Below are 22714 nucleotides of genomic sequence, written 5' to 3' on the forward strand. Positions count from 1 at the left end.
AAACAGATCAAATTATGAAACTGAAATATTTTTTATTAGCGATCATCATCGGCACCGGAAGCTCTTCGTGTGAAGAATTTCTGGATACCAAACCGACCAATTTTATAGCGCCCACCTATGAGACCCTGGCAGAGCTCGAAACCGGACTTGCCGGTGTGTACGACGTTCTTGGCAGCCAGGCCATGTATGGCGACGTGGTTCCTTACTGGCTAAACGTGAGCACCGACATTGAATACACCAACACCGGCCAGCTGAATACAACAGTCTACATTTATACCCCCGCCGACGTCCAGGTGACCAACTTCTGGAAAACCTTGTACCAGGGAATTTACCGGGCAAACCTGGTTCTGGCCAGAGTCGACAATCCTGACCTGAACGAAACCGCCAGAAATAAGATCAAAGGGCAGGCGCTGTTCCTGAGAGGGTATTATTATTTTCTGCTGGCCAGTAACTATGGCGGGGTTCCTTTGCTGTTAACCGATGAACCGGACATAAACAACGTGGATGTTCCGAGAGCAAGTCTCCGTGAAGTTTATACGCAAATTGTAAACGACATGACCCAGGCCGAACCTTTGGTGGCCGAGGCCGCAAGCCTTAGCGGCGGCGGCCGGATTTCACGTTCGGCCGTTCAGGGTGTTTTGGCCCGCGTGTGCCTGAGCATGGCCGGTTACCCTTTGAACGACAGCGCTCAGTACGAAGAAGCAAAAAAATGGGCGGCTAAAGTCCGCGATTCGGGCATGCACGAGCTAAATCCCGATTATTCGGATATCTTCATCAACTACGCCAAAGATGAATACGATATTAAGGAAAGCATCTGGGAAGTTGAATTTTACGGACTGTTGTCAAACGGCTCATCCGAATACACCTATTACATTGGGGCAAGAGGCGGAATTCGCAGCGCCGATACCGAAATCGGCTACAGCGGAGGTTCCGTGTTGGCCACAAAATGGTTGTTCGATTTGTATGAGAAGGACGAAACAAGTACAACAACACCTCTGGCATCGCCCGATTTACGAAGGGATTGGAACATTGCGCCCTTCACCTACGTTGGAACGCCGGGTGTATTAACTCCAAACCCGGATTTATGGAGGCGGACCATGGGAAAATGGAGACGGGAATATGAGGTTCAAACCCCCAAAGACCGGGTTGTTTCTCCGCAAAACTTCCCGATTCTCAGGTATTCGGATATTTTACTGATGATTGCCGAAGCAGAAAATGCAATTCACGACGGCCCGACTGCCGAAGCCTACGAGGCCATCAATGAAGTAAGAAGACGGGCATATGGGTTAAAACTACCCAATCCTCCCGCTCCGGATGTGAATGCCGATTTGCCGGAAGGTTTGTCGAAAGATGAATTCTTTCAGGAAATTATCAACGAACGGGCACGGGAATTTTGTTTCGAGGCCGTGAGACGACCTGATTATATCCGCTGGGGAAACTTCGTTAGCCGAATGAAAGAATACAAAGACTGGGCCTTGGCAAACGGAGCGGTACAGGGGCATGTGCTGGCGCAAACCAATATCTCCGACAGAAACTTGCTCTTACCTATCCCTACTTATGAGTTATCGCTCAATAAAGCAATGACACAGAATCCAGGTTATTAACCGTTAAAACAAGAATGATGAAACGATATTTAAGCTTACTGTTATTCGCTATTTCTTTAGCTTCTTGTGAAGACCTGATTGAAGTAGATTCCCCTGATTTTGATGTTCAGGTAGAAAAACTAACCTATCAGGTTGGCGATACCGTCAGGTTCCAATTTTCAGGAAATGCCGGAAATATCACCTTTTACTCCGGCTTACCGGGTTCCGACTATAATTTTCGTCATCGGACGGCCCTGGAAGGAGGTACCCCTCAAATCGATATTACCACCCAGTACGGTGGCGGCGGAACCCAAATCCATTCGTTGAGACTAATGGTCTCCAGCGATTTGGCTGCTATGAGCAAAGAAGGTATCCTCGCGGCTAGCTGGACCGATATTACCGATCGCGGAGCAATTGCACCCAACACCACGGTAACGCCATCCGGAACGATGGATGTGTCTGACCTGGTTAATCCTGAAAAACCTTTTTTCTTCGCCTTTAAATTTGTCGGGCAAACTGATCCCGATAAAGCAGCGGGGAACTGGATTGTCCACGCATTCAATGCAAAAACATTAGTTTCCGATGGTCTCGCGATCCCTGTTGCAACCTTACAAAATGCAGGCTGGCAACCTTTCAGCATCCTGAACGATGCCAATGCCTGGTATTCAAGAGGTACGCCCATTGTTGACCTGGTCATTATCGGCGGAGGAAAGAATGCGCCGGAGAGTGAAGACTGGTATGTGACTAAACCTTTGTTCTTCACAAAAGTATCGCCCGACACCGGTACACCGATTCAAAACATCGGAAGCAATGCCCTGGATGGTTACCAGTTTATTTACAGCCAGGCCGGAACATATACTGTCACCTTCCTGGTATCCAATAACTCGGTTGACCAACACAAAGAAAAGGTTATCCAATTTGAACTGACCGTTACGGAATAGTCTCTTTAGAAATGGAGGCAAAGGTCATCCAGGAATACCAACTGAGCGCCTTTGCCTCCAGGCTTAGACCTTTTGATAACTATTTTTATTCATAATTCAGAACAAAATAACGATGATAAACTTTTTCAGATATTTCATTTATATACTCCTCCTGGCATCCTGTTCTAAAGGAAATGATATTCCTGGTGTGGATGAACCGGAACCTGATCCTATTCCCGACCCGGTTGTTGTAACGGAAAGTTTTGGCGTAAATCTTTCGGGAGGTGAGTTCGGGGGAGTCTATCCGGGTGTGGATGGGACACATTATGGGTATCCCGGCTCAAAAGACCTCGATTACTTCAAATCGAAGGGACTGATCCTGATTCGTTTTCCATTCCGATGGGAACGTATTCAGCACGAACTGAACGGAGATCTTTATGCCATTGATCTGGGAAAAATGAAAACCTTTGTCAAAGCAGCCGAAGACCGTGACATGCCGGTAATTCTGGATATGCACAATTTTGCCCGCCGATCGTTCGATGGCGGAGCGACTTCAACGGTGATTGATGCTGGTCCTGAGCTAACCCGGGAACATTTGGCCGATGCCTGGATGAAGCTGGCCAATGAATTCAAATCCTATAAAAACATCTGGGGATACGACATTATGAACGAGCCTTACTCCATGCCCTCGTCAACCGCCTGGTTCACAATTGCTCAAGCCGTTATCGACAAAATCAGGCTTGTAGATACGCAAACTCCGATTATCATCAGCGGAGACCGCTTCAGCTCTGCTCTGCACTGGGTTCAGTTCAGCGATAACCTGCGCAACCTGAACGATCCTTCAAACAACCTGATCTTCCAGGCTCATATTTATTTCGACAAAAACATCTCGGGCGCGTATGCCGGCACTTACGATGAAGAGCAAGCAACGCCCGAAACCGGCGTAACCCGCATAAAACCCTTTGTGGAATGGCTTAAAAAGTATAATAAACGCGGATTGATCGGAGAGTACGGTGTGCCTGATAACGATCCACGGTGGCTGGTGGTACTTGAAAATATGCTGATTTACATGCGCGATAATGGTGTACCGGGAACCTACTGGTCGGCTGGTCCCCGATGGGGAACTTATAAGCTGGCCGTACAACCAACCAACAATTATACAACAGACCGGCCTCAAATGGAGGTACTTGAAAAATATACACAAACAAATCCGAAGTAGAAATAAATCATCATGAAAGGGCCGCTCCCGGTGGTCCTTTTAAAATTGTTGATTTTTAAGTGAGAGAGATATGTTTCAATGTAAAAGACCAATTCAGATCTTAATCCTGTCTGCGCTGATTTTATCGTCAAACGCGGGACGGGCCATCGGTGAAAATACTCATGCAACAAGCCAACCGGATCAATTCGCCGGTATTCCAAAACATAAAAAGTTAGCTGAAAGAAAGGCTTCTTATAGACTGATAATCTCAGTAAATGCAGCCGGAGTAGAACCTGTTGCCGAAACCGGAGGAACATCTGTTATTGACGGAGCCGCAGGTACATACAGGGAGGCAGGAACGGGGATTCGCGACCGTTTTGCCCTTGATTTCGAAGTTGACCGGATCGACGTTCCGCATCTGGCCGTGATCACTTATCCCGATGATAAACCGAGAACCATGGAGATTATGCTTCAGCATTTCACAAAACACCTCGATTTTCAGTCGCATACCGGTGTGATGACCGGTGAAGAATACCCCCTGTCGAACGGTATGAAGGAATTTCGGATCGTTTTCTGGCCCAAGGCCAAACGCCAGGCTTTCATTTTTATGACCGCCGAAGACAATTATCCGGCTGCAGTTAGTGAAATGAAGATCTATGAAATCAGCGAATTTGGCATTCCGTCAAACAGCAATTACTTTTCGGGAAGCGTACCTGCCCGCAGCGCCGGACTTTTTTATGAAGATCCTGTCCTGTTTCACAGTTTTGGTACCGGTCGCGACAAACAAGGTTTTATGGAAGCGACCGACCGGATGGTCACCTATCTCCGGTCGCTCGGTCAGACGACCTTTGAATACCCGCTGGTGTGGTATGCCGGCCCCTTATATGGGTCGGATGTTGAACCTTACGATCCAGTTGCAGAAAATGCGCTTGGCGGTAAACGTCCGCATCCCGAAGATTATCCGCGTTATATGCTGAAAAGACTTGAGGAGCAGGACATGAAATTTACTGCCGGACTACATATTCATACCCTTCCAAGTTTGAATAGAGACCCGCTGGCCGACACTGCCCGGATCAATTCGGGAGAAGAAACCGTCATCAATATCAATAAAGACGGAGAACTGTGGTTTGGACACTGGCATGGCTCCGATCCGAATTTTAATGCCGCCGATCCGCGGGTTATGTCGGCTGTGAATGGGCTGGTTACGGAAATCTGCGACAAGTATGCTGAAGAACCGGCATTCGATGGAATTTCACTGGTGATTTCCCGGCCGAAACTGTTTTCATTTGGCTCGCTGGCTTCAGGATACAATGATTTGAACCTGAAACGCTTCCAGGAAGAGTCAGGCATAAAAATTCCGGCCTACATTCCGGGAGAACCTGATCGTTTTAAGAACAGCTATGACTGGCTGATGAGCAGTCCGGAAACAAAAAAAGCCTGGATCGACTGGCGGTGCCAAGTCCTTTACAAACATTATTCCCAAATGGCCCGGACCATAGCCTCATATCGTCCCGATTTGAAACTCAACCTGAACATCTTTGTTCACCTGACCCAGAATGATCGTCTGGCTGACTATTTGAATGAGTCGCCGGCGGAGGCCATGCGCGAAATGGGATTTGACCCGGAGCTTTACCGGAACGAATCGAATATTGTTGTCAGTCCTACGCTTGTGCCTGCCGATTTGAGATGGGCCAGGTCACACTACACGCCGGTAGCAACTAACGCCAACCGGACAGTGCTTACTGCTCCAGAAGTTGTTTCGTCTATGAGCGATCTTCCACGGGTTGGAGTAACGATTCACGACCGGTATTTTGAAGATGCCATTGGCCGCGAAGAACCGCTGAAGGGGCTAAAAGACTTAGGGGTCGACGAAATGGTCTGGAGGGCTTCCACGTTAAACCCGACGGGTTTTCACAGCCTCGAACCCTATATTTTTGCACTTAATTACCTCGATGCTACCAGCATCATCAAAGGAGGCTATGTGATCGGCAGCTTCGGCATGGACGAAGAACTCACCGCGTTTAGCAAGGCTTTTCAGTCGTTACCGGCTGTTAAATTTGATGATGTTCCCAACATGTCCGATCCGGTCCGGGTCAGGCAAAAAGTGGTGGACGGGAAAATGTATTTCTACCTGCTTAACGGCCTGCCTGAACCGGTCACATTCAACCTGAAATTAAACAAAGCCTCTGATGTGACCGATCTTGTTGAGAACAAAAAACTCAGGAAGGTTCGTTCACTATCCGTGCAACTCGCTCCGTATGATCTGCGTGTTTTTGAATCTCCGTCCACTGGTTTAAGTTTCACCCGAAGCGATTTTGAACTGGACGAAAAATGGCTGAAACAGCTTGGTCGCTCGCTTGACAGTTTGGAAAAGCTGGCTGAACTAAAGAGCACGGAAGCCCAGAAATACAAACCCTACCTGGAACAGGCCCGGGCATGCCGGGATCAGAAACACTATGCGCGCTTATACTTTTTGCTACAGGACGGTTGGGCAAAAGAGTTAAAGACCCTGATCGGTAATATTCATTAATGATCACAAAAACCATAAACTAAATAACCGGCATTATAAGCTAAAGCAGTATGCTAACGATTAATCTTTTGCAATTTAAAACTTTGTGCGTTAAGAATATAATTAAAAGCGTTATCAGCATTAATCTTATTCGCCGGAAAATGATTTAACATGTAAAACGTAACTTCTATGAAAAACACGGAATTTTGGTTTAGGAGAAATCGCAGATTCGAACGGCTTTTTCTCTTGCTTATTTTTTCGATTTGCTTTTTGGTTAATAGCCAGGCTCAACTAATGGCTGCTCAGAATCAGTCGGAACAGGGCCGGGCCATCAAAGGGCAGGTTGTTGATAACACAGGCAGCTCGCTGCCAGGTGTCACGGTAGTGGTTAAAGGAACAAACCTGGGTACCATTACCGATGCGAATGGTAATTATTCCCTGACAAATGTCGCCGACGGCGCTACCCTGTTATTTTCTTTTGTTGGCATGAAAAGCCAGGAAGTAGCAGTGGCAGGTCAAACGGTCATCAATATCACATTGAAAGAAGAAACTGTCGGGCTGGAAGAAGTGGTGGCCGTGGGTTACGGGTCGCAACGGAGAAAAGACCTGACCGGTTCTATTGCCCGGGTGAAAGGCGATGATATGATTCAAGCTTCAACCGGAAGTTTCGATCAGATGCTGCAGGGCAAGGTCGCCGGGGTACATATCAGTCAAACTTCGGGCGCTCCGGGCGGAAACGTGAATGTGCTGGTACGGGGAGTCAGTTCGATTACCGGCGGAAATCAGCCGTTATATGTTGTCGACGGATTTCCCGTCGGAACAGGCGGCGGAGGTTCGGACATGTCCAATTTTGGCGGAGCAAATTTTACCTCGGCCGGCATGGCTAACAATACCCAGAACCGGATCAATCCGCTAAGCTCGATCAACCCGGCAGATATCGAGTCGATCGAAATTCTGAAAGATGCTTCGGCAACAGCGATTTATGGTTCACGCGGCGCCAATGGCGTCATCATTATCACCACAAAACGCGGTGCAATCGGTAAGTCGCTAATCAACGTCGATGTTTCGTATGGAGTTCAGGAAGTTGGCCATAAACTGGATATGATGAACGCACGCCAGTATGCCGAATTTGTGGCCGAAGGTCGCGACAATGCCCGTATTTATGCAGGTGGTTTGGCCAGCGATCCCAACGACGTGAGGGCGGGTGGTCACCGCGTACCGCCCGCATTCCGGAATCCGGCCTCCATTACCACCGACACCGACTGGCAGGATGTCATTTTCCGTATTGCACCGGTTCAAAACTACCAGGTATCGTCTACGTCCGGAAATGAGAAAAACCGGTATTTCATCTCAGCCGGCTATTTCAACCAGCAGGGAATTGTGCTCACATCCGACTATGAGCGTTTTAATCTGAGAACCAATGTTGACGCGCAACTCACGGAACGACTGAAACTGGGTACGTCGATTTCCGGATCATATGGCTACGGAAGATTTCCAAATACCGAAGGACACTACGGAACCGGTGGAATTTTGAGCATGGCCTTAGCCGCATCCCCAACTATACCTTCTCACCACGAAGACGGAAGTTATTATTTTAACCAGGAAGATGTTGATTATGGTTTGGGCTGGCTTTCCAACCCGCTCGCCGTTCTCAACGGCTATTCCGATAACCGCAAGGTAGCCGACATTTTGGCCAATAATTTCCTCGAATACCGCATCATCGACGGTCTGACCTTTAAAACTTCGGTGGGGATTAAATACGGCACAAATGTCATAAAACTCTGGCGATCTTCCGAAGTTCCTTTATACGGCAACCGGAACTACGAAGCAACAGCAGCGGTTATCAAATCCGAATCGCTTAATTGGCTAAACGAAAATACCCTTAACTTTAAACGAAATTTTGGCGGCAAACACCAGCTTGATGCGCTGGTTGGTTTTACTGCACAGAAAGATAGCTACGACCAGCTATCGGCCGGGGCAGCCAATTTTCCAACCGAATATGTGACTTACCTCTCGGAAGGAATTGTCAATACCGGCAGCCATTTTGTTTCCGAGTGGTCCATGTTATCGCTGATGTCCAGAATCAATTACGCTTACGACAGCAAATACCTGTTTACGGCAACCATCCGCCGCGACGGCAGTTCCCGCTTCGGTGTAAACAATAAATGGGGTAACTTTCCTTCTTTTTCAGTCGGATATAATGTTTCGGAAGAACCTTTTATGCAATCCTTCGCTTTTGTTGATAATCTGAAATTAAGGGCCAGCTACGGGCTTTCGGGAAACAACCAGATCGGAAATTATACCCATATCGGCTTGCTTTCAACCTTGGGTTATGTCGAAAACAATACGAAACGCCTTGGCTTGGTTCCCAGTAGTTTATCCAACGACGATTTGACCTGGGAAAAATCGAAACAGGTGAACCTGGGCATCGACCTGAGCCTTTTTAAAGAGCGGATTGCACTGACAGCCGATATTTACCGCGACCGTAAAACCAACCTGCTGCTTGCTGTTAATCTGCCGGCCGCTTCCGGTTTTGGTTCTTCAACGCAAAATATTGGTGACATTGAAAATAAAGGGATTGAAATCGGCCTGCAAACCGTCAACCTCAACTTAAACAAGTTTAACTGGACCAGCAGCGCTACTTTCAGCGCCAATAAAAATAAGGTTCTTAAACTGACCAATGCCTCCGAAAGGATGGTTAACTCGGCTTACCAGGTTACCCAGGTAGGGTATCCGGTTTCCAGTTTTTATCTGATGAATGCGATCGGTATCTTCCAGACGGTTGAAGAAGTGCAAAACAGTCCGGTTCAGCATCCAAGGGTACAGCCCGGCGACCTGAAGTTTGAAGACGTAACCAAAGATGGTAAAATCAACGCCGATGATAAAAAAATCGTAGGCGACCCGTGGCCCGACTTTACCTGGGGATTTACCAACAAATTCAGCTACGGCAACCTGGCTTTAAGTGTCACGTTGAACGGTTCGCACGGAGCGTATACTTATTTCCAGGGCGGCGAAATTATTCTTAACTCGGCCGGTGTACAAAACCAACTCGCCATAGCCGACCGCAGGTGGAAATCGGAACAAAACCCCGGCGACGGTTTTATGCCGCGTGCGATCCGGAGCAATCATGCCTTTGGATTTAGTTCCACATCGCACTTCCTGTTTGATTCGTCGTTTACACGGATTAAAAATGTGAACCTTTCCTACAAACTTCCGCAACAACTGGTTTCCAGACTATCGATGGGAAGCGCCTCGGTGTATGTTGATGTCAGTAACCTGTACACCTTCACCGACTACCCCGGTTATGATCCCGAGTCGAGCACTTCGGGTGATAATGTGGTTAACGCAGGCATCGACTACCTGACTTACCCGCTTCCGCGGACTTATACTTTTGGTGTTCAATTAACTTTTTAAATCAGTAAGACCATGAATAAGTACCTGTTAATTGTTTTTGTTCTCGCGCTGGTATCGTGTAAAGATTTTCTGGTGCTGGAACCGGAGAACCAGATCAGCGAAAATATTTTTTACAAAACCGAAGCTGATTTTGAAACAGCGATGTTCGGCATGTATGGTGAACTGCAAACACTCCACGATATTTCGAATTTATTTCTTACCGAAGTAACCACCGACAACATGCGGATTACCAATCAGTTGTCAAATCCTCCGGCTGACCGTGTGGAAAGCGATGAAGTCAATCTGACTTCAACCAATGGTTTTGTGAATACCATCTGGGGCTCCTGCTTTAAAACCATTGCCCGGAGCAACAATATCCTGTCACGTATCGACGACGCCGATTTTGTTGAAAGCAAAAAAAACCAGTTTAAAGGCGAATCGCTGTTTCTGAGGGCTTATGCCTATTTTTACCTCGTTCGGCTGTTTGGCGAGGTTCCCCTTGTTGATGTGGCGTTCCGCAGTCCCGACGAAGTGGCCGGATACGACATGAGCCGGAAGCCGGTCTCTGAAATTTACACCCTGATCCTGGATGATTTACAGGAATCGGCCGGGTTACTGAGTGCCGGAGCGGGCCTGAGCAAATCGCGTGCTTCGCTGGGCGCCGTCAAAACCCTTCAGGGAAAAGTGTATCTGACCCAAAAAGAATATGTCCTGGCAGCTGCGGCTTTACTGGAAGTTCAGCAGATGAACCGGTACACGCTGACAAATGATTACGGCCAGTTATTTTCGGTGGGTAACGACGAACTGTCAGAGTCTATCTTCGAAATCAAATACCTGACAGGCAACGTAGGTGAAGGGAATTCACTGACGACCAATTTCTCCTATGGCCATACCATCGTGCCCACTTCCGATATGATCCAGGCCTATGAAGCCGACGATTTGAGAAAAGACGCTTCACTGGCTGATTCGCTGCTGGCTGCCGACGGCAATTACGCCACCTACGAGGAAAAATACATCCGCAAATTCTACGATCCCACTGCCGAGCTTCAGTTCGACGGCGGAATTAATGTCCTGCCGCTACGTTATGCCGACGTTTTGCTGATGTATGCCGAAGCCCTGAATGAAACCGGAAAAACCACCGAGGCCCACGACTTTCTCAACATGGTACGCGACCGGGCCGGACTCGTCTCGTTAAGCGGACTGAGCAAAGCTGATTTTGCCCTGGCACTTGAACGCGAACGGCGTGTTGAGTTTTTAGCCGAAGGACATCGCTGGTTCGACCTGGTCAGAACCGGCAGGGCTCAGACAATTATCAACAACTATTACATCAGCCTGGGATTGAGTTTCCGCGTTGAAGACTATGAACTTTTAATGCCAATTCCTCAAAGTGAACGGGATATTGATCCGAACCTGACGCAAAATACAGGTTATTAATTAAATTAGAGCTGTCCTGAAAGTCAGTCAACCAGAATGAAAAATTCTGAAATATATTCTGAATGATGCGGTTGGTTTTTATGACTCAGGGACAGCTCTAAAAAAACATTTTCAATGATGATGATAATAAAACGATTAAAGTTATGTTGGTATGTTTTGTTCCTGTTTCTGCTAAGCTGCCAGACCGGAACGGAAAAAAATCATGCCGTGTCCCTGATTGATTCTTCTTTAAAAGGCCAGTCATTTCATAACATTACCCTGGAAGCCTCCTTAAAGCCGTTCAAAGAAAAAAGCGAAGCTTATTACCGGAAAGTGGCTGCCGAAATGTTTATGCAATGGCATTCATTGCTGCGCCATGCCGACACCATCTCGGTTATGCTGTGGACCAGCGACGGATCTGAAATCCTGAACTATTCGGGGAAACCGGATCAGCCGTTGGAATGGGCAAAATACATTGGCAATCCCAACACCGAACACGAAATCGGTTCAGGACCCAAAGAACTTTCATTGCACGAAAGGGCCTATTTGTATCTCGAAAATCCACCGGATTTCACCTACAAAGACCTGAAAATTATTGTCAGCATCCTGAAAGAAACCGGCGAATCGATTACCGGGAAACCGGTGCGGATCGGAGCGACCTTTGACCCGGGGCCCGAATTTGCCAAGTCGCCGTTCAAATACGAAAAACATCCTGAAATACTGGAAGGAAGCGCCATGGGTGAAAAATCTTTTGTGTTCAGCTATGCCACCCTGAACGCCGATGATGAGTCGTATGCCGGTTACCCCGGCGGCATTCCGGCAAACACGCCTTTTGGAACCTTCTTTGGCCGTCAAAGTCAGCATTTTCTCACCGATCTGGGCTTTGACTACATCTGGTTCAGCAACGGTTTTGGATTTGGCATGGAGCCCTGGTCGTCAACCGGAACCATTTTTACCGGAACCGGTTTTAATGCCGAAAAGCTGCCGGACACGAAAGAAAAGATTGTCAATTTCTGGAACCTGTTTCGTGCCGAATGTCCCGACTTTCGGATTGAAACCCGGGGAACAAACCTGTCAACCGGAATCGACCTGGCCAAAGACGGCGTTGATTTAAAAGCCATCTACAACGGTGGTTTTAACATCCTGCCTCCCCCAAATTCGCCCTGGGCCGCACTCGACGGCGACTTTGGACTCGAAATGGTTGGTTACATGTCGCGCATTTCCGAACTGCCCGACGACCGGTACATCTTCCGCTATTACACGCACGATCCCTGGTGGCTCAACAGCCCCTGGCTCGACCGTTACGGACGGGAACCACACGATATTTATCTGCCGATGGCGGTGTCGCGTATCAACGAAAAAGGCGAGATCACCCTGCCCACCCATCTCAATTTCCTGACGATTGATGATTCATTTGGCAACATGCCAACGCAGGTACCCGACGAGGTGATTCCTCACATTCTGAAAGCACGGTATGATTCGCCAACCGCAGCGGGTCCGCTGGTTTGGGTTTACCCCTTTGACGAATACCACCAATGGGCGCAAAACCAACAGGAACGCTTGCCCGAGATTTATTACGGCGATTGGTATATCCGGCAGGCCATCAATAACGGGTTGCCGCTGAATACAGTTATTTCCACCAGTAATTTTGGGAAGGCTCTTTCCCAAAAACCGGGGTTGTTCAACCAGTCTGTGCTGCTTTCGATCGTACCCGATGCCGGCTCAGCCTACGAAAAAGAACTGATTAGCTTTATTCAGCAAGGCGGGCAGGCCCTCATTTATGGTCCGGCTGACTATGCCGGCGAGGAATTTTTAGCCATGCTTAACCTTGAAAATGTGTCGCCTGTATCGGGTGAACTGACGATTTCAAAAAACTACCAATTGGATGAGCTGCGGCAGGCCGATCCTGCAATCATCAGACACGAAGCGCTTTTTTCGGGAGGCGGTTTGCGTTCGACGGTGAAAAACAAACAGGATGCGTACACCAGATTAATTGCCCAGGCCAAACAAGCTTCTGCTGTCCGCGACATGGCCTGGATCCGGTCTCATCCCGACTGGTCGGGCGGAAAAATTGCTTATGTGAGGGGTACCAATTCTTCTCACTTTACGGGAAAACGTTTGCTTGAACCGGACGATCCTACCCGTTATTTTACCAGCCCGAATTACCTGCGGTATGTCCTCAGTGAGTTGGGTCTGAGCTATGCCACCGACAAAAACAGTCCGGCGGTAAAAAGCCCGGTGCTGAGCATTTCGCGCAGCAACAACGGTTATTTCTTTGCCGGTTATGTGCCCAACACCACCGTAAAACATCGCTTTAAACTGGCGCCCGGCGCTCCCGTCTTGTTGGGCTACGACACCGGGCTGGAAAAAGGACACTCGGTTTATCACTTCCCCACCTCGTGGAATCGGGAATGCCGCGTTTTTGTAGAACAGAACGGAGGTGTGGTATCCTGTAAAGAAATGCACTCGGGCGAACTTGGTATCACCCGCCGGCTGCAGGTTTCGGGGCTTGAAAACGCCACCGTTCGTATTTTCCCCGACAACGGAATCAGCGAAGATCAAATTAACTTTTACCTGAATGCCGGTTATCCGTGGAAAAAAGGACAGCTCGACTTTCGGAAAGGCGAAGAAGCATTTGGCAACAATTACAAAGTGGAAGGCGTAAGCGGAACTTTAGTGGTATCATGGTAACAATCGGTATAAAATGATGAGGAAATATTTTTTAGTGACTTTGATGCTGACTTTATTCCTGGGGCATTTAAATGCTCAGGAAACTGGGATTGCCGATCAGTCGGCTTATCTTTCAGCAATTAAAGATGAGTTGAAAATAAAATGGCCAAACAACCGGACCATCAACCTGGTGTTTCACGGACATTCGGTTCCGGCCGGATATTGGCATAACTCCGAGGTGCATACCCTCGATTCGTATCCAAACCTGGTGCTTGCCCGGTTGAAAGAAATTTACCCGCATGCCGTGATCAATGCGATTGTTACGGCTATTGGAGGCGAATATGCCGAAAAAGGCCAGACCCGCTTCGCTTCCGATGTTCTGCCGCATCAGCCTGATGTGATTTTTATCGATTACGCGCTGAATGATCTGGGTGCCGGGCTTGAACGGTCGCGGGCGGCCTGGCAAAAAATGATTGAAGCCGCACAAAAGGAAAACATCCCCGTGATTCTGCTTACCCCGTCGCCTGACCAGCGACAGGACATCCTTGCTCCTGAAAATCCCCTGGCGCTGCATGCTGCACAAATCAGAGAGCTCGCAGCAGTGTACCATATTGGACTGGCCGATCCGTTTACCAAATTTCAGGAGATTGTCCGGAACGAAGGCGATGTAAAAGCTTATATGTCGCATGTAAACCATCCCAACCGGAAAGGACATGAGCTGATTGCCGATGAAATCATCAAATGGTTTTGAGAAGAAAATGAAATATAAAATTTAACATCATGAAGAAATACCATATCCTGATTATCCTGCTGTTGTCCATCTTTTTGTGCAAAGAAGCGGAAGCTGAAAATACAATTCCGCAATGGCAAATCGGGTTTCATCATCAAAAAGAGAACAAACCGGAAAAATGGATGCCGGCAGAAGTTCCCGGAGCAGTTCAGCTTGATTATGCCAGGGCCAACAACTGGGCCAAATTTTATTATGCCGAAAACTGGAAAGACTATTCCTGGATGGAAGATGTGTTCTGGACCTATAAAACAAGCTTTAAAAAGCCGGATATGAAAGCCGGCGAGCAGTTCTGTTTTATTTCAGAAGGCATTGACTATGAATTTGAAATCAAGATCAATGATCTGCCGGTTTTTTACCAGGAAGGTATGTTTACCCGGGTTGAGCTCGACTTGACGGCTTTTTTGCAGGACCATAATGAACTTCAAATAACCATCTTTCCTGTACCAAAAATTCAGGGGAAGCCTGTTAATCGCGATCAGGCGGCGCAGAGCGTAAAACCGGCAGTCAGCTACGGTTGGGATTGGCATCCCCGTCTGGTGCCGCTGGGAATCTGGGACGAAACCCACTTTCAAATCCTTAACCAGAACCGGCTGAGAGATTTTTCAACCAAATACAGTTTGTCTGAAAACCTTGAAGAAGCAAAGATCGAAGCTTCGTTTATCAGCCAAAATGAACCGGGGAAAAAATTCGAATGGACCGTAACCGCTCCCGACGGGAAAGTGATGCTGTCAGAAAAAGGCAGTGTCACCGACAAACAACAGCTCACAGCATCACTTAAAAATCCGCAGTTGTGGTGGCCGCACGACCATGGAAAACAGCCCTTGTATGTATCAAAAATCATCCTGAAAGATGAAAAGGGAAGGGTTTTGGATACCAAACAACAAAAGATTGGGTTCAGGCAAATTCGCCTGGTGATGAATGAGGGAACCTGGGATGAACCCAACGACTTTCCAAAATCACGAAGTTATCCACCAATGACCATCGAAATTAATAACCGGAGGATATTTTCGAAAGGCACAAATTGGGTTAACCCGGAAATTTTTCCCGGAATCATCACAAAAGAACGCTACAACGAGCTTCTCGACCGGGCACTCGAAGCCAATTTTAACCTGCTCCGGGTTTGGGGTGGCGGAATCGTGAATAAACAGTCATTTTACGATTTATGCGATGAAAAAGGCATTATGGTATGGACCGAATTCCCCCTGGCATGCAACAATTACGAAGGAACTCCCAAATACCTGGGCGTACTGGAGCAGGAGGCCCGGTCAATCATTCAAAAAATAGCGCCCCATCCTTCCAACGTGATGTGGTGCGGGGGCAACGAGCTGTTTAACAACTGGTCGGGTATGACTGACCAATCACTGGCGCTTCGCCTGCTGAACAGTTTGTGTTATCAACTGGACCCGCAAACGCCTTTTATCCCAACGGCTCCTGTTGCCGGGGTAGGGCATGGCAATTATGTTTTTCGCGATCTGAATACCGGCAAAGAAGTGTTTGAAGTGATGCCGAAAGCGCGGAACACCGCTTATACCGAATTTGGGATGCCTGGCCCTTCGCCGGTGGAAATTCTGAGGCAGATCATTCCTCAGGATGAACTTTTTCCTCCCCGCGCAGGAACAAGCTGGGAAAGTCATCACGCGTTCGGCGCCTGGATGGGCGATACCTGGCTGATGAAAGACTTGCTGACCGACTATTTCGGAGAAGCTGCTTCGCTCGAAGAACTGGTTGCTGCGGGGCAATGGCTTCAATCCGAAGGATACAAATGTATCTTTGAAGAAGCGCGCCGCCAGAAACCGTATTGTTCCATGGCCCTGAACTGGTGTTATAACGAACCCTGGCCAACAGCCGCCAACAACAGCCTGATCAACTACCCCAACAACCCGAAACCTGCATTTTATGACGTCAGCGCGTCTTGCCGTCCGGTGTTGGCCAGCGCACGGATTCCGAAATTCAGGTGGCAGGAAGGAGAGACATTCACCGGTGACCTGTTTATCCTGAATGATCGGTACGAAGATTTGCCCGGAGGAAAAATAACGGTATCGCTTGTCGCCGGAGAACAACGGATTGTTATCCTGAACTGGGATTATCTTTCGATAGAGAAAAATAAAAACCTTGCCGGGCCTTCCGTCCGTTATGTGCTGCCACATTTTGACACCAGCAAAATAACCCTTGAGCTAAGCTCGGAAGATCATCCGGAATGGAACTCAAGTTATACGCTTCATTACCAAGCGGCTGAAGCAAAGACCGAAGTTACCACACCGGTACTTAACCAATAAATCAGGGGCAGTTGTCGTCAAAAAAATAAACTGTTATATGAAAAAGATAGTTGTTGCCATTCTTTCTGTCCTGTTCTTCCCGGTTTTTTCAGGGGCGCAATCCGACCTTCGCGTCAGCGATAACGGGCGTTATCTTGTTCACCGCGATGGCAGTCCCTTCTTTTACCTTGGCGATACAGCATGGGAATTATTTCACCGGCTAAACCGGGCCGAAGCCAGTCTTTATCTGAAAGACCGGGCCGAAAAAGGATTTACGGTGATCCAGGCGGTAGTGCTGGCCGAACACGACGGACTGAACGATCCGAATGCCTACGGGGCAACACCTTTAATCAATCACGACCCCGGCAAACCGGATGAGGATTACTTTGAACAGGTCGATTACATCATCGAAAAGGCGGAGGAGTATGGTTTGCATATCGCATTGCTCCCCATTTGGGGCGATAAACTTTTCAAAGCAAAATGGGGAACCGGACCGGAAATATTTAACCGGGAGAATGCCTATGCGTTTGGAAAGTTTATGGGGAACCGCTATAAAAAGCAGGCGAATATTATTTGGGTGATCGGCGGCGACAGAAACCCGAGGTACGGAACCGACGATGCCGATGTTTGGCGGGCATTGGCCAAAGGAATTACCGAAGCCGTGGGCGGAAATGACCAGGCATTGATGACTTTCCACCCGCAGACGGCCTCGTCGGCCTGGTTTCATCAGGATGACTGGCTGGATTTCAACATGCTGCAAACCAGTCATTGTGCCGACACCAGGGTATGGGAGAAGATCAGCCATGATTACGGGCTTTCGCCGGTAAAACCAACCATGGACGGGGAACCCATGTATGAAGAGATCCCGGTTTGTTTTGATTTGAAAAACGGTTATGCCGACCCCAATGATATCCGGAGAAAAGCTTATCTGAGTCTGTTTGCCGGGGCACACGGACATACCTACGGCTGCAACAACATTTGGCAAATGTACGCACCGGAAAGAAAACCTCAGATTCATGCAACAAAACCCTGGTTCGACTCATTGGATCTGCCCGGCGCCAAATCAATGACCTTTGTACGAAAATTAATGGAGTCGCGTCCGATGTTGGAACGGGTGCCCGATCAATCCCTGATTGTTGACAGTCCGGAACCTTACAGGGAGCGGATTCAGGGAACGAGGGGGAATGATTATGCCTTTATTTATTCGTCATCGGGACTTCCCTTCGAGGTACGGATGGGCAAAATCTCAGGAAAGAAGGTAAAAGCGTCCTGGTATAATCCCCGAAACGGGGAAGTAAGCGAAGCGGGAACTTATAAAAATAAAGGAGTCGTCCGGTTCATCCCGCCATCTCAAGGTAATTCGAACGACTGGGTATTGATAATTGATGATATTTCGCGAAATTTTCCGGAAATGAATTAGTTATCTTTGACGCCGGTTTACAGCAGTTTATTTTCCTGCACAAGATTAATGCCCGTTATGAAAGAGAGCCCGTCAAACAAGTTTAGCGAGTTGGCCAAAAACATTGCCGGTGATGTCTTTACCGACCACACTCACCGGATTTTGTACGCCACCGATGCGTCGTCGTACCGCGAAATGCCATTGGCAGTCACCCGACCCAAAAACAAAGACGATATTAAAAAGCTGATCGTTTTTGCCGCGATAAACAAAACTTCGGTTATACCGAGAGGCGCCGGGACTTCGCTGGCCGGACAAGTGGTTGGGCCGGGTATCGTGGCCGACGTTTCGAAATACATGAACCGTATTCTTGAATTGAATACCGAAGAACGCTGGGTTTGGGTGGAACCGGGCGTTGTGCTGGCTGAACTGAACCAGTTTCTGGCGCCGCACGGCTTGCAGTTCGGGCCCGAAACATCAACGGCCAACCGCTGCGTCATTGGCGGTATGCTGGGCAATAACTCCTGCGGGCTTCATTCGTTGGTTTACGGAAGTGTACGCGATCATATCCTGGAGGTGGAAACAATTTTGTCCGATGGCTCAGAGGTTACCTTTGGTGAGCTGAGTGCCGAAGCGTTTCTGCAGAAATGTAAAGGTAATCCCGATTTGCTTGAAACGAAGATTTATAACAAAATCAACGAGATCCTGTCCGTTCCTGAAAACCAGGCCGAGATCCACAAGGAGTTTCCCGATCCCCGGATCAAACGGCGCAACAACGGTTACGCCCTGGATATTCTCCTTGAAACAGATCCTTTTACCGGAAACAGGAAAAAAATCAATCTGAGCAAGTTATTGGCCGGTTCGGAAGGTACCCTTGCTTTTTCAACCAAAATCAAACTTAACCTGATACCGCTCCCGGCAAAATACAAAGGGTTGGTTTGTGCCCATTTTACCAGCATGCAGGAAGCTGCCCGGGCAAATATCATCGCTTTAAATCATCAGCCGGTGGCCATCGAACTAACCGATGATTATATCCTGAACTGTACCAAAGACAATATTGAACAGCGAAAAAACCGCTTCTTCATACAGGGTGATCCGAAGGTGGTTCTATTTATTGAATTTGAAAGTGACGATCCGGATGAAATCCGGCAGAAAGCCCGGCAACTGGAACTCGATCTGAGAGACGCCGGATACGGTTATCATTTTCCGCTGTATACCGAGGCCGGCGACATCGCTAAACTCTGGGATTTACGCAAGGCAGGCCTGGGCGTATTGCTGAACATTCCGGGCGACAAACGCAGCGTGCAGGTGATTGAAGATACGGCTGTTCATCCGGAAGTTTACCCCGAATTTATTGCCGAAGTGGAACAAATCCTTCAAAAACATCAGCTCGAATGTGCCTACTACGCCCACCTGGCAACCGGCGAATTACACCTGAGTCCCCTGCTCAACCTGAAAGATTCGGAAGATGTAGCCACCTATTACAAATTGGCTAACGACATCGCGTTGTTGGTCAAAAAGTACCGTGGCTCGCTGAGCGGCGAACATGGCGACGGACGTTTACGCGGCGAATTTATTCCGTTAATGCTGGGAGAGCACAATTACCGGCTATTGAAAGAACTAAAAAATGCCTGGGACCCCGACCAGATCCTGAATCCGGGAAAAATTACCGATACGCCGTCAATTGTTGAAAACATGCGTTATCTGCTTGATCAACCTGCAAAAAAGATTGAAACGAGCTTCCCTTTTCCTGAAAAAAGCGGCCTGCTGTATGCTGCCGAAAAATGCAGCGGATCGGGCGACTGCCGGAAAAGTGCGCTGATTGGCGGAACCATGTGCCCAACCTTTATGGCTACCCGCGACGAAGACAAAACCACCCGTGGGCGCGCCAACCTGTTGCGCGAGTTTCTGACCCGTACGGACAAAAAAAATCCATTTGACTACCGCGAACTGTATGAAGTGATGGATTTATGCCTGTCGTGTAAAGCCTGCAAATCGGAATGCCCCTCGAATGTGGATATGGCCAAACTGAAAGCCGAATTTTTACAGCATTATTACGAAAGCCATCCGATACCGCTCCGCACCAGGCTGATCGCGTATTTACCAAGGCTAAACCGGCTGGGGATGGCCTTTCGCCCCATGACCAATTTTCTGACCGGAAACGATTTGTTTAAACAAACCATTGGCTTTGCAAAAGAACGGTCGGTTCCGGCTTTGTCGAAAATCACCTTAAAAAAATGGGACAAACAGAATCGCCGCTTGCCAAAGTCAGGTAAAAACAAAAAAGTTTACTTGTTTGCCGACGAATTTACCAACTTCAATGAAAGTGAAATCGGGATCAAAACCATCCTGTTGCTGAACAAGCTGGGCTACGAGGTGGCCATTCCGAAACACATCGAAAGCGGCCGGACCTTCTTGTCAAAAGGATTGCTGAAAACAGCAAAAAAAGTGGCTGCCGAAAATGTGGCGCTGCTGAAAGACCTGGTTACAGACGAAACACCGCTTATTGGCATTGAACCCTCGGCCATTTTAACTTTCAGAGACGAATACCCCGAACTGCTTACCGGAACTTTGCAGGAAGCGGCTGCCAGACTGGCAAAAAACGCCCTGATGCTGGATGAATTTATCGCCCGGGAGGCCGACAGGGGATTGATCGGGCCGGAACAGTTCACTACAGAACACCGGCAGATTAAACTACACGGGCATTGCCAGCAAAAAGCCATTGCATCAACCGAGGCCACAAAGAAGATGTTGTCGTTACCTGTCAATTTCAGAGTAGAAGAAATCAAAAGCGGTTGTTGCGGCATGGCCGGTTCGTTTGGCTACGAGAAGGAGCATTACGAACTAAGCATGAAAATCGGGGAACTGGTCCTTTTCCCCGAAGTCAGGAAAACAGCGCCCGAAACCCGGGTTGTTGCTCCCGGAACTTCGTGCCGTCACCAGATTAAGGATGGTACCGGACGGCAAGCGCAGCACCCCGTCGAAATTTTACTGGATGCGTTGAAGGAATAATCAAGGAAAACAGATGACGGACCGAATGTTTTGCCTCTGGTAAAAACCGACAGTTATAGGTAAAAAAAATCCCGCCGAAGCGGGACTCATGTTCAATTTTGTTATGCTGTATTGAACGGGTATTAGCTTAAAAATTGATGAACGTGGGCCGCGGCCACTTTTCCGGCTTCAATGGCATGAACTACCAGGCTTGCCCCGCGCTCAATATCCCCGGCGGCAAAGATTTTTTCCACCGATGTTTGTTTGTTGGCTTTCACCTTCACGTTCCCGCGGGCATCATATTCAACTCCCAGTTCATCCAGTAAACCAACATGCACCGGCTGGGTAAAGCCCATCGACAACAAGACCAGATCTGCTTTGATGATTTCTTCGGTGCCGGGAACTTCAGCCATCACCCAACGGCCTTTTTCGTCTTTGTCCCATTTTACTTCAACAATTTCGGCTTCTTTCACCTTCCCGTTTTCCCCGATCAACCGTTTGGTCGAAAGCGCCCAACGGCGGTTGCAACCTTCCAGATGTGAGCTGGAAGTACGCAGGGTGTTTGGCCAGTAAGGCCAGGGAGCATCGTTGGTCCGTTCGACCGGGGGTTTCGGCATAATTTCGATTTGGGTAACGCTGGCGGCTTTTTGCCTGATGGAGGTGCCTACGCAGTCGGAGCCCGTATCGCCACCACCAATCACCAATACATGTTTTCCTTCGGCCGACAGGCGGATATCATCCGGAATTTTCTGGCCGGCTACCACTTTATTTTGTTGTGTCAGAAACTCCATCGCGAAATAAACGCCCTCCAGGTCGCGTCCTTCAATGCCCAGGTCGCGCGGCTGTTCGGCTCCTGTTGCCAAGACCACTGCATCAAATTCAGCCAGAAGTTCATCTCTGCTTACATCGGCCCCAACAGTGACATTGGTTTTCAGGATGAGACCTTCAGCTTCGAAGATCGCCAGGCGCCGGTCGATCACCCCCTTGTTCAGTTTGAAATCGGGTATGCCATAGCGTAATAAACCGCCGATGGCATCATTCTTTTCATAAACCGTTACGGTATGACCGGCACGGTTTAACAAGTCGGCGGCTGAAAGACCAGCCGGGCCGGAACCGATGACCGCCACTTTTTTCCCGCTGCGGACCTTCGGGGGATTTGGCACGATATACCCCTGCTCAAACGCCCGTTCAACCGTTGAGCATTCGTTCTCGCGGATGGTCACGGGATCGTTATGAATATTCAGCACGCAGGCTTTTTCGCAGGGAGCCGGACAAATACGGCCGGTAATCTCCGGAAAACTGTTGGTTGAATGAAGGATCTCGTACGCTTCGCGATCATCTTTGCGGAACAAAGCATCCTGCCATTCCGGTATTTTGCTTCCTACCGGGCATCCCCAGTGGCAAAACGGAACCCCGCAATCCATGCAGCGTGAAGCCTGCAACCTTCTGTCCTCTTCGTTCAGGGTTTGCTCCACTTCCCCGTAGTCGTATATTCTTTCTTTTACAGGCCGGTAGCCGCCTTCCTTGCGGGCCACTTTTATAAAACCTCTTGGATCTCCCATAATACTTCTAAATCTTTTCTGTTAATTTCAATCA

At 48.5% G+C, this 22714-nt stretch carries 12 protein-coding genes; 11 read left to right on the top strand and 1 reads right to left on the bottom strand.

Annotated elements, in window-relative coordinates:
- Positions 1–14 precede the first annotated feature (14 nt).
- From AC6H3C_RS04960 to AC6H3C_RS05010, 11 genes are all read left to right on the top strand, one after another.
- A complete protein-coding gene (locus AC6H3C_RS04960; RefSeq protein ID WP_497519572.1) occupies positions 15–1604 on the top strand; it encodes a RagB/SusD family nutrient uptake outer membrane protein in 1590 nt (529 codons plus the stop codon).
- A gap of 17 nt (positions 1605–1621) precedes the next feature.
- Entirely contained in the window at positions 1622–2524 is a 903-nt protein-coding gene (locus AC6H3C_RS04965; RefSeq protein ID WP_497519573.1) for a DUF5017 domain-containing protein, read from the top strand.
- Positions 2525–2636: 112 nt separating this feature from the next.
- Positions 2637–3722, top strand: coding sequence for a glycoside hydrolase family 5 protein (locus tag AC6H3C_RS04970; protein WP_497519574.1), 1086 nt, complete (start codon positions 2637–2639; stop codon positions 3720–3722).
- 70 nt (positions 3723–3792) lie between these two features.
- On the top strand, positions 3793–6231 hold the full coding sequence (locus tag AC6H3C_RS04975; protein ID WP_497519575.1) for a hypothetical protein: 2439 nt from the start codon (positions 3793–3795) through the stop codon (positions 6229–6231).
- 273 nt (positions 6232–6504) lie between these two features.
- The gene (locus AC6H3C_RS04980) at positions 6505–9624 is read left to right on the top strand and encodes a SusC/RagA family TonB-linked outer membrane protein (protein WP_497519576.1); all 3120 of its coding nucleotides are present in this window, start codon (positions 6505–6507) and stop codon (positions 9622–9624) included.
- A gap of 12 nt (positions 9625–9636) precedes the next feature.
- A complete protein-coding gene (locus AC6H3C_RS04985; protein WP_497519577.1) occupies positions 9637–11037 on the top strand; it encodes a RagB/SusD family nutrient uptake outer membrane protein in 1401 nt (466 codons plus the stop codon).
- A gap of 114 nt (positions 11038–11151) precedes the next feature.
- On the top strand, positions 11152–13707 hold the full coding sequence (locus AC6H3C_RS04990; RefSeq protein ID WP_497519578.1) for a hypothetical protein: 2556 nt from the start codon (positions 11152–11154) through the stop codon (positions 13705–13707).
- A gap of 13 nt (positions 13708–13720) precedes the next feature.
- Positions 13721–14437, top strand: a complete 717-nt coding sequence (locus AC6H3C_RS04995) for an SGNH/GDSL hydrolase family protein (RefSeq protein WP_497519579.1) — start codon at positions 13721–13723, stop codon at positions 14435–14437.
- A gap of 29 nt (positions 14438–14466) precedes the next feature.
- Entirely contained in the window at positions 14467–16752 is a 2286-nt protein-coding gene (locus AC6H3C_RS05000; RefSeq protein ID WP_497519580.1) for a glycoside hydrolase family 2 protein, read from the top strand.
- Between the two features lie 37 nt (positions 16753–16789).
- Positions 16790–18151 (top strand): glycoside hydrolase family 140 protein, encoded by a 1362-nt coding sequence (locus tag AC6H3C_RS05005; protein WP_497519581.1) that lies wholly within the window; start codon positions 16790–16792, stop codon positions 18149–18151.
- A gap of 57 nt (positions 18152–18208) precedes the next feature.
- The gene (locus AC6H3C_RS05010; protein ID WP_497519582.1) at positions 18209–21139 is read left to right on the top strand and encodes an FAD-binding and (Fe-S)-binding domain-containing protein; all 2931 of its coding nucleotides are present in this window, start codon (positions 18209–18211) and stop codon (positions 21137–21139) included.
- A 122-nt stretch (positions 21140–21261) separates the two neighbouring features.
- Here AC6H3C_RS05010 and AC6H3C_RS05015 read toward each other — a convergent pair whose 3' ends face one another.
- The gene (locus AC6H3C_RS05015) at positions 21262–22680 is read right to left on the bottom strand and encodes a glutamate synthase subunit beta (protein WP_497519583.1); all 1419 of its coding nucleotides are present in this window, start codon (positions 22678–22680) and stop codon (positions 21262–21264) included.
- Positions 22681–22714 lie beyond the last annotated feature (34 nt).

This window comes from Gaoshiqia sp. US2, from assembly GCF_059705485.1.